Here is a 16,412-nt window from a genome sequence, read left to right as displayed (position 1 = left end):
CGCTCCACCCCTGAATCCCGGAGCCCGGTGTGACCTCGACCCGACGCACAGGCGGCTCCGGCGTCCGCCGCAAGCGGGTCGCGGTGGCCGCAGCGGCCGTGACGGCCGCGATCGTGGGCATCGTCGCGCTCTCCGGCTTCCACCAGCAGCTGCGCGAGATCGACCCGCCCGGCCCCGATGCCGCGAGCGAGGTCGTCGGTGACGAGATCATCGGCATCCGCACGTTCACGCCGCCCGAGGGGCTGCAGGTCGACGCCGATCTCGAGTACGGCGTCCGCGAGGACGGCACGCTGCTGACGCTCGACGTGTGCCGGCCGGCCGCCCCGGTCGAAGGACCCGAGCAGGCGGCCGCCACGACGGCGACGTCGCTGCTCCCGGCCGTCGTCTCGATCCACGGCGGCAGCTGGACCCGCGGCGACAAGGCGAACACCGACTGGCGCAACGTCTGCATGTGGCTCGCCAGCGAGGGCTTCGTCGCCGTCTCGGTGAACTACCGGCTGGTGCCCGACACCGTCTTCCCCGGGGCGATCGACGATGTCGCCCTCGCCGTCGAGTGGCTGCGCGCACCCGAACAGGTCGAGCGGTTCGGCATCGACCCGGCTCGCATCGGCGCGTTCGGCGGTTCGGCGGGCGGCAACCTCGCCGCGCTCCTCGGCACGACCGGCGACGGCGCGCTCGACGCGGGGTCCCGCGTCGCCGCGGTCGCCGAGCTCTCGGGCCCGGTCGGACTCGGCTCGGCCGCGCTCGACGCCGACGGGGCATCCGCCTGGTTGCGGGGCATCGTCGCCGACTACCTGGGGTGCGAACCTCGCGCCGCCGACGCGCACTGCCCGCAGGCGATGGATGCCTCGCCGGCGATGCACGTCGACCCGAGCGACCCGCCCGTGTTCATCGGGCACTCCGAGCACGAGATCGTGCCGCTCGGGCAGTCGACGCGGTTCGCCGCCGTGCTCGAGGCCGCCGGCGTGCCCGTCGAGCTCGCGGTCGTGCCGGGCGGCGAGCACTCGATCGGCATCCTCGACGAGGCGCTGCGGGTGCGGGTCGCGGCGTTCCTGCACGCGCACCTGGGCTGAGCCGAGCGCCGCGCGCAACCCCCTCCCTCCGCGACCGACCGCGCCGTAGGCTCGGATCCGATCGGAGGCCGCATGCCCGACTCCCCCGTGCAGCTCTCGCGCGACGACTGGCGCGTCATCCTCACGCGCACCGCGCATGAGTACCGCATCAACCAGGTGCAGGATATCGCCGCCGCGCTCACCTTCTACGCAGTGCTCGCAGCGCTGCCGGCCCTGCTCGCCGCACTCGCCGCGATCGGGGTGTTCGGCAGTGCGGAGGCGGTCGTCGCGCTCGCACTCCGCGTCGTCGAGGAGCTCGGGGGCGCCGAGACGGTCGACGCCGTGCGCACCCCGCTCGAGCAGCTCCTGGATGCCTCGCACGCGGGCCTCGCGCTCGTGACGGGCCTGCTCGGTGCGCTGTGGGCGACGTCGGGCTACGTCGGCTCGCTCGGGCGAGGGCTGAACCGCATCTACGGGGTCGAGGAGGGCCGCCCGTTCTGGGCGATGCGCCCGGCGATGCTCGCCGTCTCGGCGGCCCTCCTGCTGCTCGCGGCCCTCGCCGTGGTCGGCCTCGTCATCACCGGCCCGATCGCGACCGCGACGGCACGGGCGCTGGGGTTCGACGAGGGCGTCGCCTTCTGGTGGGACCTCGGCAAGCTGCCGCTGCTCGCCGCGATCGGCATCGTCGCGATCGCCCTGCTCTGCTGGGCGGCGCCGAACGTGCGACGACGCCACCTGCGCTGGTTCAGCGTCGGCGCAGTCGGGGCGCTCCTCGTCTGGGTCGCGGTGAGCGCATTGTTCGCCATGTACGTCTTCGGCGTCGGCTCGTACTCGCGCACCTACGGTGCGCTGGGCGGTGCGATCGCCTTCCTGCTCTGGGTGTGGCTGTCGAATCTCGCCCTGCTCTTCGGCGGGGTGCTCGACACCGAGGTCGAGCGCGCCCGGCAGCTGCGAGCCGGCGTCGTCGCCGAGGAGCAGGTGCAGCTGCCGCTGCGCGACGACCGCCTCATCGCGAAGAACCGCGAGGAGCGGCTGAACGACATGCGGGCGTCGCGGCACCTGCGGCTCGATTGAGCGGGCGCCCGACGAGGCCGGTGCTCGGGCACCCGTCGACGGCGCGGCCATGCCAGCGGAAGTCACCGCCCCCTACCGGAGTATCGCCCTGAGACCCCTCCGCCGAGGGATGTGCACCCCGACCGGCCGTGACAGGCTGGCTGGCACCATGAACCTCTCGCTGTCCACCACCCGGTCCGGCGGCGCGCCCGCGCCGACCGACGCCGATCGGCGCCTCCGCGCTTGGGCGTGGCTCGCGACATCCGCGCTCGCCCTCGTGCTGTTCGCGGTCTCGGTGCCGCTCGCCGCGACCATCTACGGGGTGCACCTGCTCGGCGCCTTCGCGACCTGCCTCGCGCTCGCGGGGGCGCTGCCCCTCGCGATGCGGTTCCCGAGGACCGCCGCGGTCGTCGCGACCTGGGGCATCCTGATGTTCGCCCTGCTCTCGGCCGGGTCGGAGGGTGCTCCATGGCCGTGGCCGGTGACGACGATCATCGGCCAGACCGCCCTGCTGCTCGTGCTCGGCATGAACGGCATGAGCTGGTTCGGCATGTTCGTGGTCTGGCTCGCCGGCGTGGTCGTGACGGTGCCGTTCGCGTTCGTCGACGCCGGCGCGACCGCGAACGAGATCGCCGCGGCGAGCCTCACGGCGGTCGCGCTGCCGATCGCGCTCCTCATCGCGCAGCGACGGGTGATCGCGGGGGAGCTGTTCCGCGAGCGCGCCGTGTCGGCCGCCGAGCAGGAGCGGCGGGTGCTCGTCGAGGAGCGCAACCGCATCGCCCGGGAGCTCCACGATGTCGTGGCGCACGGGCTCTCGATCATCCACGTGCAGGCGACGAGCGCGCCGTACCGCGTCGACGGGCTGAGCGACGCGGCCCGCGCCGAGTTCGCCGAGATCGCCGAGTCGGCTCGCGTCGCCATGACCGAGATGCGGCAGCTGCTCGGCGTGCTGCGCAGCTCGGACTCGACCGCCGAGACGGCACCGCAACCGGGTCTCGACGACCTGCCCGCCCTCGTCGCCTCGGTCGAACGCGGCGGGGTGCCCGTGACCCTCGAGCTCGGCGACCGACTGCCCGAAGGCGGGCTCGCCGCGACGGCCGCCTTCCGCATCGTGCAGGAGGCGCTGAGCAACGTCGTCCGCCACGCGCCGGGGGCGTCGACCCATGTCTCCATCGAGGTGCTCGCCGACGAACTCGTCGTCGGCGTCGAGAACGAGGCGCCGCCCGCCGCGTCGCCGACCGCGGGCCCCGGATCCGACGCCGGCTCCGAAGCCGATTCCGCGGGCGCGGGCGCTCACGGCGGGCACGGCCTCGTCGGCATCGACGAGCGCGCCGCCCTGCTCGGCGGGCGTGCCGAGCACGGACCGCGCCCGGGCGGCGGCTACCGTGTACTCGCGACCCTTCCGCTCGGGTCGGACGGAGGCCCGTGGTGACGATCTCGGTGCTCATCGCCGACGACCAGGCGATGGTACGCGCCGGATTCGCCGCGGTGCTCGGCGCCCAGCACGGAATCGAGGTCGTCGGCCAGGCCGCCGACGGCCGTGAGGCGGTGGCGCTCGCGCACGAGCTGCGACCCGACGTCGTCGTCATGGACGTGCGGATGCCGCAGCAGAACGGCATCGAGGCCACGCGCGCGCTGCAGTCGCCGCCGCGGAGCTCCGACTACGTTCCGAAGGTGCTCATGCTCACGACGTTCGACATCGACGAGTACGTCTACGACGCGCTGCGGGCGGGCGCGAGCGGATTCCTGCTGAAGGACGCGACGCCCGAAGAGCTCGTCGCCGCCGTGCGCGTCGTCGCCGGCGGCGATGCACTGCTCGCACCGAGCGTCACCCGTCGGCTGATCGAGGACTTCGCCCGCTCGGGCCCGCCGCCGAAGCCCGCCGGCAACCGGCTCGCCGCGCTGACCGAGCGCGAGCTCGAGGTGCTCACGCTCGTGGGGCGGGGCATGTCGAACACCGAGATCGCGGCGGCGCTCTTCATCGCCGAGCAGACCGTGAAGACGCACGTCTCGAAGATCCTGCAGAAGCTCGGCCTGCGCGACCGCGTGCACGCCGTCGTGCTCGCCTACGACACCGGCCTGGTCACCCCCTCGGCAGGCTGAGCCCCGCCGTACCCCGGTAGGGCCCGCGAACCGCTCCGCGGGGTGATGCCCCGGCGCCGACCGCGTTCGTAGCCTGCGGCACATGACCGACACGCTCGAACGCCAGCACGCGAGATCGACCCGCCCCGAGGCATCCACGAGGCCGCGCACCGGGGTGCGGCGCGATGCGAGCGTCGACGCGATCCGGGTGGTGCTGCTCGGCATGGTGTTCGTGCTGCACGCGATGATGGTCGGCGTCGGCGTCGGCCCCGACGGACCGGTGCTCGAGAACGCCCTCGAGCACCAGGCGTGGTTCGGCCCGGTCAGCTGGGTGGTGCAGATCATGCCGCTCTTCTTCATCGTCGGCGGATTCTCGAGCCTCACCCATTGGCGGTCGATGCGCGCCCGCGGCGCGACGCCCGCCGAGTACGTGGTCGCCCGGATCGAACGGCTGGTGCGCCCGGCCGTCGCGCTCGTGGCGGTCGTCTCGGGCTCGCTCGTCGCGCTCTCGCTCGCGGGCATGCCCGCCGAGCTCGTCGGCATCGCGGGGTTCCGCATCGGCCAGCCGCTGTGGTTCCTCGGCGTGTACCTCGCGGTGTCGGCGCTCGTGCCGGCCATGGTGCGGGCGCATGAGCGCGCCCCCGTGCTGGCGCCCCTCGCCCTGCTCGCCGGCGTCGTCGCGGTCGACGTCGTGCGGCTCTCGACCGGTGTCGACGCGATCGGCTTCGTCAACCTGCTGCTCGTGTGGCTGCTCGTGCAGCAGCTCGGATTCCACCTCGCCGACGGCGCCCTCGACCGGCTGGCCCGGCCGACGCTCGCGGGCATCGCGGGCGCCTCGCTCGCGCTGCTCGCGGTGCTCACCGTGGCCGGCCCCTACCCGGTCGACATGCTCGTGAACCTCAACCCGCCGACCGTCTGCCTCGTCGTGCTCGGCGTCGCGCAGCTCGCCCTCTTCCAGCTCGCACGCCCGCGCATCCGCGCGTGGGTCGAACGGCGGGATGCCGCGCGGCCGATCTCGTTCGTCGGGGAGCGGGCCATGACCGTGTACCTCTGGCACATGCCGGTGCTCGTCGGGCTCGCGGGCCTCGCCCTCATCGCGAACGCCGCGGTCGGGCTGCCGCTGCCCGAGCCGCTGAGCTTCGGCTGGTGGGCGAGCCGGCCCCTCTGGCTCGTCGTCGCCGCGGCGGTCGTCGCGATCGTCGTGCTCGTGTTCTCCCGCTTCGAGCGGACGAGCCGGCCGCGGGCCGGCGGGCGGAGCACTCGTGGCGCTGCGCCCGGCAACGGGGCGACCGCGATCGCGGCGGTCAGCGCCGTCGCGGGGGTCGCGGTGCTGCTCGTCGCCGGATTCGGCCCGCTGCCGGCGTTCCTCTCACTCGTGCTGCTGTGGTTCGCGAGACGGGCTCCGTCGCGGCCCGTGCGCCGCCCGGCGGTCCGCGTGTCACGGGCGATTCCGTAGGCGCCGAGCCTCTCGTGCGGGCGGCGGTCCCGCTGCCGACGATGTGGTCGAGTGGTCATGTGGTCGCGGCCGCCGACCGAGGACCGAAGACCGAAGACCGAAGACTCAGCCGACGAGCAGAACGCCACCGAGCGCGATGGCCGAGACGACGAGGGTCGACGCTCCGGCGAGTACGAAGGGCTTCACGCCGACCCGGCGGAACATGCTGAACCGCACGCCCGTGCCGAGCGCGAACATGGCCGCGGCGAGCAGCACGGTCTGCGCGACGCCGGCGCCCGCGACCACCTGGGGCGGCACGACGCCGAGGGACCGGATCGCCACCATGGCCACGAAGCCGACGACGAACAGGGGGACGAGCGGCGGCAGCTTGCCGCCGCGTGCGCCCGAGGCATCCTCGCCCGCCTTCGCGAGCGCACGGCGGCGCTGCAGGCCGATGACCGCCATGACCGGGGCGAGCATGAGCACGCGTGCGAGCTTCACGACGACCGCGACGCCGAGCGCGGTGCCGCCGAGGGCCCCGCCGATCGCGACCACCTGCGCGACCTCGTGCACCGACCCGCCGGCCCACATCCCCGCCTCGTCGGCGTCGAGGCCGATGAGCCCCGCGACGAACGGCACGATCGGGATCATGAGGGTGCCGAAGATCACGACGAGCGCGACGGCGGTGACGACCTCCTCCTCCTCGGCCTCGACGACGCCGTCGACCGCGGCGACCGCCGCCGCACCGCAGATCGAGAAGCCGCACGCGACGAGCAGTCGCTGCGTCGAGCCGATGCCGAGCCACCGGCCGATGAGGATCGTCGCGGCGATGCCGCCGACGACGATCGCGATGACGACGACGACCATGCCGGGGCCCAGGGCGAGGATGTCTCCGACGACGAGCTGCAGGCCGAGCAGCACGATCCCGAGGCGCAGCAGCGGCTTCGCCGCGAACGCGATGCCGGGCTCGAGGCGCCTGGGCAGGCGCATCGTGTTCCGCACGACGACGCCCACGACGATGGCGACGAGCAGGGCGCTGATCGTTGGCACCACGAGGGTGACGGCGAGCGCGAGGCCGGCGACGACGGCGCAGAGCGCGAGGCCGGGCGCGAGCGTCGCGACCCGGGCGCCGAAGCGGCCGGCGAGGCGGCGACGGGGCACGGGGGCTGACCGGGGAGCGGGGGTGGGGCGGTACATCTCCTCCACGGTCGCAGGCGGACCGGCGGCGCGGTAGCCGTGATTCCGGCATCGAGGCATATCATTCCGATATGCCGACTCGCTGGCCCGACCTCGCGGTGCTCGAACTGCTCTCGGCGATCGGCGAGCACGGCAGTCTCGGTGCGGCGGCACGCGCGGTCGGGATGGCGCAGCCCAACGCGAGCCGCGCGATCGCGACCCTCGAGCGAAACCTCGGGCTCTCGCTCGTCGAGCGCCACCCGCGCGGCTCGCGACTGACCGCCGACGGCGTCGTGGTGGCCGAGCTGGCCGCCCGCCTCGTCGACGGGGCCGGCGAGTTGCTCGCCACGAGCCGCGCGCTTCGCGAGCGCCACGAGGCCCGGCTCGACCTGGCGGCGAGCCTCACCGTCGCCGAGTACCTGCTGCCCGCCTGGATCGCCGGCCTCCGGCACGCGCACCCCGAGCTCGACGTGCGGGTGCGGGTCGAGAACTCGACGCAGGTCTTCGACCTGCTCGCAGACCGGGCGATCGACCTCGGCTTCGTCGAGTCGCCCTCGGTGCCGCGCGGCCTGCACAGCCGCACCGTCGCGCGCGACCGGCTCGTCGTCGTCGTGGCGCCGTCGCATCCGTGGACGCGGCGCACCCACGTCACCGCGCACGAGCTCGCGACCACCCCGCTCGTCAGCCGCGAGCCGGGCTCGGGCACACGCTCGACCCTCGCCGAGGCGCTCGGCGCGGGCGGCGTCGACGGCGCGGGCGTCCCGGAGCTCTCGCGGCCCGCGATGGTCGTCTCGAGCAATGCCGCCGTGCTCATCTCGGCGGCCTCGGGCGCCGGGCCAGCCGTGCTGAGCGAGCTCGCGGTGCGCCCGTGGGTCGCCCGCGGCGAACTCGTCGAAGTCCCCGTCGAGGGGCTCGACCTCCGACGGCGGCTGCGAGCGGTGTGGCGGGGCGGCGAGCCGCTCGCCGCCCCCGCGGCCGCGCTGCTCGGCGAGCTGCAGGGGTAGGGCCCGCGTCGCGACGACGCGGGCCCGGTGCCGGGATCACCTCACATCGCGACGGAGCGGCACCGCCACCGCGACGACGGCGGCGATCGCCGCGTATCCGAGCAGCACGAGCGCACCGCCGATCGGCGAGATCGCGACGGGCATCGAGATCGGGAGCTGCGCGCCGATCGCGTCGCTCAGGAAGGTGAAGTCGGTCAGCGCGGCCGTCGCACCGCCCGGGAGGAAGGGGTGGATGACGTTCACCCCGGGAATGAGGAGCAGCACGTGCTCGAGGAAGTAGAAGTACCCGAGCACGATGCCGACGGCGACGAGTTGCTGCCGCGCCAGCGCCCCGATCGCGACACCGAGCACCGCGTAGACCGCGGCCGCGAGGGCGAGCTGGGCGAGCATCGCGACGAGCGCACCGGCGGGCACGCCGAGCGCGACGCCGCGGAGCGCGGCGCTCCCGACGAGCGCGACCGCGGTTCCGACGGCGGCGACGGCGCCGTACGCGAAGCCCAGCCCGCCGAACACGACGAGCTTGGCGACGAGCGCGCGGCCTCGGCGCGGGACGGTCAGGAACGTCGTGCCGATCGAACGGTGCCGGTACTCGCCCGTGACGGCGATGGTGCCGATCAGCGCGGGCACGAACAGCAGCAGGCCGCCCATGCCGACGACGAGGCTCACGCCCTCCGGCGTCTCGATTCCGGGCAGGGGCGGGGTCGAGTTGCCCGGCCCGGCGAGCGCGAGCAGTGCGGTGAACCCGAGACCGCAGCCGAGCGCCGTGAGCAGGGTCGCGACCGGCAGGCGGGTCGCGAGCAGTTTGGCGAGTTCGCCTCGAACGAGTGCGATCACGGGTGCACCTCCATGGTGTGGGCGAGGAAGGCCGACTCGAGGCTCGAGGCGGCACCGGTGAATTCGTCGAGCGGACCCGACCAGGCGACGCGTCCCCGGTCGATGAGGACGAGGTCGTCGATGCTGTGCTGCAGCTCGGTGAGGACGTGGCTCGAGAGCAGCACGGTGCCGCCGCGGCCGGCGAAGGCGCGGAGGAACTCGCGCAGCCACACGATGCCGGCCGGATCGAGGCCGTTCGACGGTTCGTCGAGCACGAGCACCGAGGGCTCGCCGAGCAGGGCCGTCGCGAGCGCGAGCCGCCGGCGCATGCCGGTCGAGTAGCCGCGGATGCGTCGATCGAGGTATTCGGTGATGCCGGTGGTGAGGGCGACGTCGTCGACCCGACGGCGCGCATGCCCGCCGAGCTCGGCGTAGGCCCGCAGGTGGCCGCGGCCGGTCATCGAGGGGTGCGCGCCGGTCGAATCGAGGACCGCGCCGACCGTCCCGGTCGGGTCGTCGAGATCGCGATAGGCGGCTCCGCCGATGCGGGCCGTTCCCGCGTCGGGCCGGCTGAGACCGAGCACCATCGCGAGCGTCGTCGACTTGCCGGCGCCGTTCGGGCCGAGGAAGCCGGTGACCCGGCCCGGCTCGGCCCTGAAGCTCGCGGCTCGGACCGCCTCGACCTCGCCGAACCGCTTCGACAGCCCCGTGACCTCGATCGCATGGGAGTTCATGTGGACATCCTTCGGTGGGATACTTCGTTGGGAGTTTGAGAATGTTCTACTAGTGCGAATGTTCGCACGCTGAGAATAATGGAAGGAGTCAGCGATGCGCAAGACCTCGCCGATCGCCGACGTCGTCATGCACCCGGTTCGGCTGCGGATCGTCCAGCAGCTCGGCGAGGGCCGACGGGTCACGACCTCCGACCTCCGGGACGCACTGCCCGACGTCGCGCAGGCGACGCTCTACCGCCACATCGCCGCGCTCGTCGACGCCGGGATCGTCGCCGTCGTCGACGAACGCCGGGTCCGCGGTGCCGTCGAGCGCACCTTCGCGCTCGGCGATCGCATGGCCCACGTCGACCACGACGAGCTTCGCGAGATGGGCGAACGCGAGCTGCAGCAGTCGTTCCTCACCTTCCTCGCCCACCTCGGCGAGGACTTCGACCGCGCGTCAGCCGGTGCCGACTTCCGCGAGTTCCTCGGATTCGGACAGGTTCGGCTGCACGTCGGAACCGACGACCTGTCGCGCATCCAGGCCGGCCTCGGCGAGCTGCTCGCCCCCTACCTGGCTCCGCAGGTCGATGACGAGCAGGGCGGGGCGAGCGGCCGGCGCACGGTGATGCTCTCGACGGTGCTCATGCCCGATCCGGCCGATCAGCCCGCGCCGTTCTCCGCCTCGTAGCTCGCCGACCCCGGCGCCCCGCCGCGCATCGAGACGACCTCGCCCTCGAGGGAGAACGTGATCCAGGCGTCGTAGTACTCGCCGTAGACCGGCACGTCGAGGACGACGGGCGGCGGCCCGCTGTCCGATGACCCCGAGCGCGAGACGTACACCCACTGGTCGGTGCGCGTCGGGTCGGGCTCAGACAGGCCGCTGAGCTCCTTCGCCTGCGCGATGAGATCGGGCATCAGCGAGGTGTCGACCGACCTCGCGTCGAAGAGCTGCAGCTCGAGCGCGGCGGGGTCGGGCTGGCTGCCCGCCGGACCGCTGTTCGTCACCTCGCCGGCGACGACGTCCCAGCTGTCGAGCGTCGCCGCACCGGGGCCGCTCGGCGCGATCGCCGAGAGGTGCTCGCCCCAGAACGAGAGCTGCACGACCTGCCCGGCGCCGATCGCGTCGACGAGCGCGTCGACGGCTCTCGCCGCGTTGTCGCCGACGAACATGCTCGCCGCCGCCGCGGCCTCGGCTTCGGCGGCCTCGGCGTCGGCCCGCGCCTGCTCGTCGGCGGCCATCCGCCCCTCCCACGAGTTCGCGTAGCGGACCTCGCCGAGCGTCGTCTCGCCCGACGCGATCGCAGCGATCGTCGGATACGCCGGGATGAGCGCGAGCGCCGCGCCGACGAGCACCGCGACGACGTAGAAGGCCGGATGGATGCGACGCAGCCCGCCCGCGGCCTTCCCCGCCGCAGCGGGCGCCGGCGTGAAGGGCGCGGCGGTCCGCGTCGAGCGCACCCGCTCGTCGCGTTGCGCGAGCTGCACCCACTCGTCGGGCGGGTCCAAGACGATCGAGACCGGCGACGGCGCGGCCTCCTGCATCACGACGACCACGACGCACTCGGGCTGCAGGCGCGGGATCTCGACGAGATCGACCAGCCGGCGGGTGCGCACCTCGAACGGAGCGCCGAACCGCGGCACGACGACGAGGTCGAGGTCGCAGATCGGCTGGTCGTTGATCATCGTGCCCGTGCGCCGGATCGACCGGACGCGCGCGAGGGCGAGCCGCCCCTCCGAGTCGGCGCGCTGCAGCTCTTCGGCGCTCAGGGGGCCGGCGAGCGCGCCCCCGAGTCCCGCGCACGCGAGGCTGCGCACGACGAGCACGATCGGGCCGAGGACGCTGAGCGCGACGACGCACGGCACGAACATGCCGACCCATGCTTCGTCGGCCGAGAGGGCCCATGCGGCGGCGCTGGCGATCACGGCGCCGAGCAGTGCGAAGCAGAGGAGTCGGATCACGCGACCACGCTATCGGCGGGTGGACCGCCCGCGCGGCGCACGACACGATCTCGAAACATCCTCGAACTACACTCGACTACCGGCGCGACCGCACCCCGTCGTCGCCGACCGACCCATCCCACCCCGGCCAGAAGCCCGCGAGGAACCAGCAGCATGTCCGAACCCATCACCGTGTCGATCCGGCGCGAGGTCGACCCGTCGCGCATCTCGGAGGCGACCGCCTGGGTGCAGACCGGCGTGAACCTCGCGAACAAGTACCCGGGCTTCCTCGGTTCCGGATGGGTGCGCGCCGGCGAGTCGTCGCAGGTCTGGCACATGCTCTACCGCTTCGCGAGCGAGGAGACCCTCGAGTCGTGGGAGCGCTCGGACGAACGCGCGTGGTGGCTCTCGATGGGCGAGGGCTTCGTGCGCAGCGAGCGGTCGAAGCGCCGCACGGGCATCGAGGGCTGGTTCGACGATCCGGCCACCGGCTCGATTCCCGCGACGGATGCCTCGGGCGGCATCGACCTCGAGGCCGCCGTGCCGTTCGCACCGCCGCGCTGGAAGCAGGCCGTCGCCATCTGGGTCGGCTTCTTCCCGGTGAACCTCGTCTTCTCGTACCTCGTCGCACCCCTGCCGGGCTTCGACGGGTTGCCGATCTGGCTCCGATCGCTCGTGTCGACGCTCATCCTGACGCCGATCATGACGTACTGGGTGCTGCCGTGGGTCACCCGCATGCTGCACCGCTGGCTGCACCGGCAGCGCCCGTCGACCGAGTAGCCCGAAGCGCGCATCGAGACCATCGGCACGTCCGTGGTCCCGATGCGCTCCGCCACTCGACCGACGGCCGGGTCAGTCGCCCCAGGGCATCGGCTTCTCGGGCAGCCGCGCCGAGTCGTCGGGCAGGTGCGGCAGTTCGGAGCCACCGGCGCGGATGCACAGCCAGCGCAGCTGCTCGGTGCCGTCGGGCGCGCAGCGCCACGTGCGGGCGACGTCCTGGCCGACGCGCACGACCGTGCCGGGGCCGACCTCGACGACCTCGTCGTCGAGACCCATCTGCCCGCGCCCCGAGAGGAAGACGTAGAGCTCCTCGATGCGCGCGTGCGTGTGCCAGTAGCCGGCCTCCTCGCCGGGCTCGAGGGCGTTCGCCGTGAGCCCGATGTACTGCATCTCGAGGTCGTGGTCGACGACCCGGCGCCCGTCGCGCGAGCTGTCGGGGCGGAATCCGCCGTAATGCGAGCGCCATTCGTCGAGCGCGCCGATCTCCAGTACCTCGTATGCCGTCATACCGCCACGCTACCGAGGTTCAGCCACGCCGCTTCACGACCTCCGAGGTGAGGGCGGTCAGGTTGTCGACGGTGTCGATCTCGTCGGCGACGGGCACCGCCGTGACGTCCGTCGTGACCGAGCCCGGTCTCGTGATGACCCGCACGTCGAGCTCGAGCGTCGCGACCGCGCCGGCCGCGACGTCGCCCTGGCGGGTGCAGGTCACGACCTGGCGCGCGCTCGTGCAGCTCCAGCCGCTGCTCGCGAGGCCGACGAACCGGAGCCCGCGGTCGAGGGTCGTCCTGACCACGACGGGCGCCTTCGCCACAGCGTTGCCCGCATTCTCGACGGCGACGGCGTACCGCGCCGTCTGCCCCGTGACGAGGCGGCCGACCGAGAGGCCGACCTCGAGGTCGGGCCGCGGCTTCGGCGCGAGGACGAGCTCGAGCGCGATCGAGTCGGTGCCCCCGAGCGCGTCGGTGACGTGCAGCACGACCTCGGTCGCGCCCTCCGCCGTCGTCGATCCGGTGATCGCGCCGGTCGAGGCGTCGAGCACAAGGCCGTCGGGCAGTCCATCGGCCGACCAGGCGAACGGGGCGAGCCCCCCGCCGGCCTCGGCGAGCGCCTCGTACGGCAGCGTCGCGGTGCCGCCCGGCAGGGCGGTCGTGGTGATCGCCACGGCCGGGTGCACGGTGAGCGACAGCGTCGCGTTCGCGGAGCCGAGCGCGTTCGTCGCCGTCATCGGCGACTCGGTCGTTCCCGCCCCGGTCGGCGTGCCGGTCACCTCGCCCGTCGAGGCGTCGAACGACAGCCCGTCGGGCAGGGTGCCGACCGAGATGGTCGGGGCGGGCACGCCCTCGGCGCTCAGCGCGCGAGTGAAGGGCACCCCGACCTCGGCCGCGGCATCCGCGTCATCGACCATCGGGATGCTGCCGTAGAGCACCGTCGCCGAGCCCAGCCCGGTGGCGGACCCGGAGTCGACCGTGTACGTGACCTCCCCGATCTCGTCGGACGTGACCGAGACGCTCGCGACGCCGTGTGCGTCGGTCGTCACGGTGTGCCCGCCGGGCGACACCGTGACGGGGGCACCGGCGAACGGATCGCCGAGCTCATCGAGGAGGGTGACCGACAGGTCGACCTGCGACCCGGCGAGGACCGTGCTCGAGGCCGGGTCGACGGTCGCGCTCGTCGCGACGGGGAAGCGGATCGGCGTCACGCCGCTCACGGCCTCAGCGAAGTTCTGGTCGCCGAGGTACCGCACGGCGAGCGAGTTGACGAACTTCAGCTCGACGTCGGTCAGGGTCGCGTTGCCGGCCGAGTCGACCGTCACGGGCGGCGCAAGCGGGGCGAGCGAGTTCCCCTCGAGGAACTGCACCGTGCCGGTCGGCACGCCCCGGGAGCCGTCGGCCGCCTGCACCTTCGCGGTCAGCGTCACGGGCGTGTCGGGGCTCGGGTACGTCGATCCCGAGGTCAGCGTCACGACCGGCGTCGCCTTCACGATCGCGAGATCGAGCGTCTGGCTCGTCGCGCCGACGAATTTCTCGTCGCCGTAATAGACGGCGGTCACCTCGTGGGTGCTTCCCGTCGCCATGCCGGTCGTCGGGAGCGCGATGGCCGGGGCGTAGGCGACGTTGTCGCCCCACGTCCACGGGCACCCGCCGCCGGTGAAGCACGGTTCGAGGTAGTTCTGCGTGACCTGCACCGGGTCGCCGAGGGGACGCCCGTCGACGTAGAACTGCACCGCACCGGCGGGACTGGTGCACCCGAGCTCACCGGTCTGCTGGTTCCACGTGCACTGCGTGCCCTGCGCCTTGAGCGGACTGATCGCGGCCCACACCTGCCGGGTGCCGCCGTAGGGAACGTCGCCGGCCGGCCACGTCTTCACGGTCACGGTCGTCTTCTGCGCCGCGAGCACGGGATAGGTCTGTGCGGTCGTGTTGCCCTGCGCGTCGGCCACCTCGAGGTAGACTGCCACATTGCCCGCGTACTGCGAAGAGACCGACACCGCGGGTCCGAGGCGCTGACTGCCGGCGACGACCCATCTGTAGGTGAAGGGCGGCGTGCCGAACGTGGCCTCGGCGGTGGCCGACAGGGCGAACAGCTCACCGGCGATCACCCGGGCGGGCACGACCGCGCTCACCTTCGGCCCGGCCGCACCGGCGGCGACGATGCGCGCCGAGACCTTGGCGCCGTCGGGCTGCACGTACCGGAGCGTGTCGGTCAGGCAGAGGGGCGTCCCTCCGTCGGCCGGTGCGGTCGTGCACCCGCCGACGTCCGCGCTGTCGAGCGAGGAGATCGCGAACATGGGGGCGCCGTCCACCACGACCCGCTCGGCGACCTTGCCTGCGCCGTCCCAGTCGCGGTAGTAGAGCCGCAGGGTCTGCAGCGTCGCTCCGGGAGTCGTCGGCGCGTCGACGTTCTCGGGCAGGCTGCCGTCGTACTTCGTCACCACGAACCAGCCCTCCCCCGACGCCCTCGACCGCTCGTTGAGCGTGAACGAGTCCTGCGAGTCGAGGGGGTTCACCGTGTAGATCATGTCGGCGAAGCGGCCCGAGGTCACCCCGTCGGCCTCGGTCGAGACCCAGAAGGCGGCATCGTCCTCTGCGGGCGGCGCCGGATCCGGGGCGTTCGCACACGGGAAGGCCGAGTAGGGGTTCCAGTCGTTCTCGAGCTGGCAGTCGAAGTCGACGTCGATCTGCGTGGTCGAGAGGAACGTCGTCATCAGCGCGCCGACGCCGGACTCCTTCGAGGCCACGGCGGCGAGGTCGGGCGGGGTCGCCTTCGCATCGGCGAGCGACTTCTTGAGCGTGATCGGGATCTGCTGGTGCTCGTAGATCGTGTACGACTCGAGTGCGATCGTGATGAGGGCGGTGATGATCGTGCCGACGACGAACGCCACCCCGCCGGCGCGGATCACTCCCGCTGAGGTGCGAGCCGCCGTCGTCGCGAACTTGGGCACCTGCTTGAGCCCTTCCGTGGTCGCCTTGAGACCCGCTCGCCCGGCGTATGGGAACACCTTGGCGAACAAATTGGTGGAGCTCTCGGTCGCCGCCATGTAGGCGCGTGCGGCGGCCGTCGTCGCTCCGGTCGCCACCATCCCCGCGGCGAGACCGACGCCGACCGACGACTCCAGCGCGAGGTTCGGGAACACCGGGTCCTCCCACAGGTCCTCCTGCGAGAGGTAGCGACCCCATTGCTCGAACTGCTCGACCGTCGGCCACGGCACGGGGCATCCGGTGGGCCCGAGCTGGCAGGCGACCGTGGTGCCGCTCGAGTCCTGGCACTGCGGCAGCAGGCTCGGGTCATAGACGCCGCCGAACTCGCCGGTGCCCTCCTCGAGCGCTTTCGGCGGGTGGAAGTCGCAGTACCCGCCGCCGTCGGGCAGGAGCGGCACGGGGTCGAGCGAGATCGTCTCGAGCGTCAGGCCCGACCACTCGAGGTACTGGTCGAGCGCGGCCTGGGCCTGCGCGACGAGCTGCTGCTGGTAGACGCCCTGGAACCATTCGTGGACGAGCGCCTCGCCCGCCGTCCGCTCGGCGGCCGGCTTCGCGATGATGCCCAGCAGGTTCATGAACTCCTGCGCGCGCACGGCGTCGCGACCCCACGCGCGCACGGCGTTCGCATCGCCGTCGGGCAGCGAATGGGTCTCCAGCACGTCGGCGATCGCCTGGTTCTCGAAGTCCTCGACGGCCTGGTAGTACTTCGTCGGCAGGTCCCGCAGGATGCCGCTCTCGGTGTTGGCGATGATCGGCGGCACCAGGTCACTGGCCTGCGGCGGCATCGCCGACGCGATCGAGGCGGGCGCGAGGCCGACGCCGGCGAGGAGGGCGACCGCCGCGACGATCGCGAGAAGACGATGCTTGGGGCTCATGCCCCA

Annotated in this window: 14 protein-coding genes; 8 read left to right on the top strand and 6 right to left on the bottom strand. The window is 73.0% G+C overall.

Annotation, left to right across the window (positions count from 1 at the left end):
- The first annotated feature begins 29 nt into the window (after window positions 1-29).
- The 5 genes from LR269_RS05565 (at window position 30) to LR269_RS05545 (ending at window position 5,643) form a co-directional block, all read left to right on the top strand.
- On the top strand, window positions 30-1,073 hold the full coding sequence (locus LR269_RS05565) for an alpha/beta hydrolase (RefSeq protein WP_231429777.1): 1,044 nt from the start codon (window positions 30-32) through the stop codon (window positions 1,071-1,073).
- Window positions 1,074-1,145: 72 nt separating this feature from the next.
- Window positions 1,146-2,126, top strand: coding sequence for a YihY/virulence factor BrkB family protein (locus LR269_RS05560; RefSeq protein ID WP_231429776.1), 981 nt, complete (start codon window positions 1,146-1,148; stop codon window positions 2,124-2,126).
- A 148-nt stretch (window positions 2,127-2,274) separates the two neighbouring features.
- On the top strand, window positions 2,275-3,537 hold the full coding sequence (locus LR269_RS05555; RefSeq protein ID WP_231429775.1) for a sensor histidine kinase: 1,263 nt from the start codon (window positions 2,275-2,277) through the stop codon (window positions 3,535-3,537).
- Window positions 3,534-4,208, top strand: a complete 675-nt coding sequence (locus LR269_RS05550; protein ID WP_231429774.1) for a response regulator transcription factor — start codon at window positions 3,534-3,536, stop codon at window positions 4,206-4,208. The genes LR269_RS05555 and LR269_RS05550 overlap by 4 nt, the downstream gene beginning before the upstream one ends.
- Before the next feature lie 82 nt (window positions 4,209-4,290).
- Window positions 4,291-5,643, top strand: a complete 1,353-nt coding sequence (locus LR269_RS05545) for an acyltransferase (protein ID WP_231429773.1) — start codon at window positions 4,291-4,293, stop codon at window positions 5,641-5,643.
- Between the two features lie 105 nt (window positions 5,644-5,748).
- Here LR269_RS05545 and LR269_RS05540 read toward each other — a convergent pair whose 3' ends face one another.
- Window positions 5,749-6,819, bottom strand: a complete 1,071-nt coding sequence (locus LR269_RS05540) for a YeiH family protein (RefSeq protein WP_231429772.1) — start codon at window positions 6,817-6,819, stop codon at window positions 5,749-5,751.
- A 71-nt stretch (window positions 6,820-6,890) separates the two neighbouring features.
- Here LR269_RS05540 and LR269_RS05535 point away from each other — a divergent pair, with 71 nt between their 5' ends.
- A complete protein-coding gene (locus tag LR269_RS05535; protein ID WP_231429771.1) occupies window positions 6,891-7,802 on the top strand; it encodes a LysR family transcriptional regulator in 912 nt (303 codons plus the stop codon).
- A 36-nt stretch (window positions 7,803-7,838) separates the two neighbouring features.
- On the opposite strand, the gene LR269_RS05530 is transcribed toward LR269_RS05535, so the two are convergent.
- On the bottom strand, window positions 7,839-8,636 hold the full coding sequence (locus tag LR269_RS05530; RefSeq protein ID WP_231429770.1) for an ABC transporter permease: 798 nt from the start codon (window positions 8,634-8,636) through the stop codon (window positions 7,839-7,841).
- Entirely contained in the window at window positions 8,633-9,349 is a 717-nt protein-coding gene (locus LR269_RS05525) for an ABC transporter ATP-binding protein (protein WP_231429769.1), read from the bottom strand. The genes LR269_RS05530 and LR269_RS05525 overlap by 4 nt, the downstream gene beginning before the upstream one ends.
- A gap of 94 nt (window positions 9,350-9,443) precedes the next feature.
- On the opposite strand from LR269_RS05525, the gene LR269_RS05520 reads away from it, so the two are divergent.
- Window positions 9,444-10,019 (top strand): helix-turn-helix domain-containing protein, encoded by a 576-nt coding sequence (locus LR269_RS05520; protein WP_231429768.1) that lies wholly within the window; start codon window positions 9,444-9,446, stop codon window positions 10,017-10,019.
- Here LR269_RS05520 and LR269_RS05515 read toward each other — a convergent pair.
- Entirely contained in the window at window positions 9,992-11,290 is a 1,299-nt protein-coding gene (locus LR269_RS05515) for a hypothetical protein (protein WP_231429767.1), read from the bottom strand. The two genes, LR269_RS05520 and LR269_RS05515, sit on opposite strands and share 28 nt — an antisense overlap.
- A gap of 153 nt (window positions 11,291-11,443) precedes the next feature.
- On the opposite strand from LR269_RS05515, the gene LR269_RS05510 reads away from it, so the two are divergent.
- Complete coding sequence (locus tag LR269_RS05510; protein ID WP_231429766.1) at window positions 11,444-12,049, top strand: antibiotic biosynthesis monooxygenase; 606 nt, start codon at window positions 11,444-11,446, stop codon at window positions 12,047-12,049.
- A gap of 72 nt (window positions 12,050-12,121) precedes the next feature.
- Here the strand turns inward: LR269_RS05510 and LR269_RS05505 are convergent, their stop codons facing one another.
- Both LR269_RS05505 and LR269_RS05500 read right to left on the bottom strand, forming a co-directional pair.
- Window positions 12,122-12,556, bottom strand: coding sequence for a cupin domain-containing protein (locus LR269_RS05505; protein WP_231429765.1), 435 nt, complete (start codon window positions 12,554-12,556; stop codon window positions 12,122-12,124).
- Between the two features lie 19 nt (window positions 12,557-12,575).
- The gene (locus tag LR269_RS05500; protein ID WP_231429764.1) at window positions 12,576-16,406 is read right to left on the bottom strand and encodes a putative Ig domain-containing protein; all 3,831 of its coding nucleotides are present in this window, start codon (window positions 16,404-16,406) and stop codon (window positions 12,576-12,578) included.
- Window positions 16,407-16,412 lie beyond the last annotated feature (6 nt).

Origin of the sequence: Agromyces sp. S2-1-8 (assembly GCF_021129215.1) — a bacterium.
Classification (GTDB): domain Bacteria; phylum Actinomycetota; class Actinomycetes; order Actinomycetales; family Microbacteriaceae; genus Agromyces; species Agromyces chromiiresistens.
The sequence above is the reverse complement of the archived record's forward strand: the minus strand, read 5'-3'. Positions and strand labels throughout refer to the sequence as shown.

Excerpts from the sequence above, each read along its gene's own strand:
- LR269_RS05520 (WP_231429768.1), top strand. The coding sequence starts at position 9,444 with ATGCGCAAGACCTCGCCGATCGCCGACGTCGTCATGCACCCGGTTCGG.
- LR269_RS05525 (WP_231429769.1), bottom strand. The coding sequence starts at position 9,349 with ATGAACTCCCATGCGATCGAGGTCACGGGGCTGTCGAAGCGGTTCGGC.
- LR269_RS05545 (WP_231429773.1), top strand. The coding sequence starts at position 4,291 with ATGACCGACACGCTCGAACGCCAGCACGCGAGATCGACCCGCCCCGAG.
- LR269_RS05505 (WP_231429765.1), bottom strand. The coding sequence starts at position 12,556 with ATGACGGCATACGAGGTACTGGAGATCGGCGCGCTCGACGAATGGCGC.
- LR269_RS05560 (WP_231429776.1), top strand. The coding sequence starts at position 1,146 with ATGCCCGACTCCCCCGTGCAGCTCTCGCGCGACGACTGGCGCGTCATC.
- LR269_RS05555 (WP_231429775.1), top strand. The coding sequence starts at position 2,275 with ATGAACCTCTCGCTGTCCACCACCCGGTCCGGCGGCGCGCCCGCGCCG.
- LR269_RS05510 (WP_231429766.1), top strand. The coding sequence starts at position 11,444 with ATGTCCGAACCCATCACCGTGTCGATCCGGCGCGAGGTCGACCCGTCG.
- LR269_RS05540 (WP_231429772.1), bottom strand. The coding sequence starts at position 6,819 with ATGTACCGCCCCACCCCCGCTCCCCGGTCAGCCCCCGTGCCCCGTCGC.
- LR269_RS05535 (WP_231429771.1), top strand. The coding sequence starts at position 6,891 with ATGCCGACTCGCTGGCCCGACCTCGCGGTGCTCGAACTGCTCTCGGCG.
- LR269_RS05500 (WP_231429764.1), bottom strand. The coding sequence starts at position 16,406 with ATGAGCCCCAAGCATCGTCTTCTCGCGATCGTCGCGGCGGTCGCCCTC.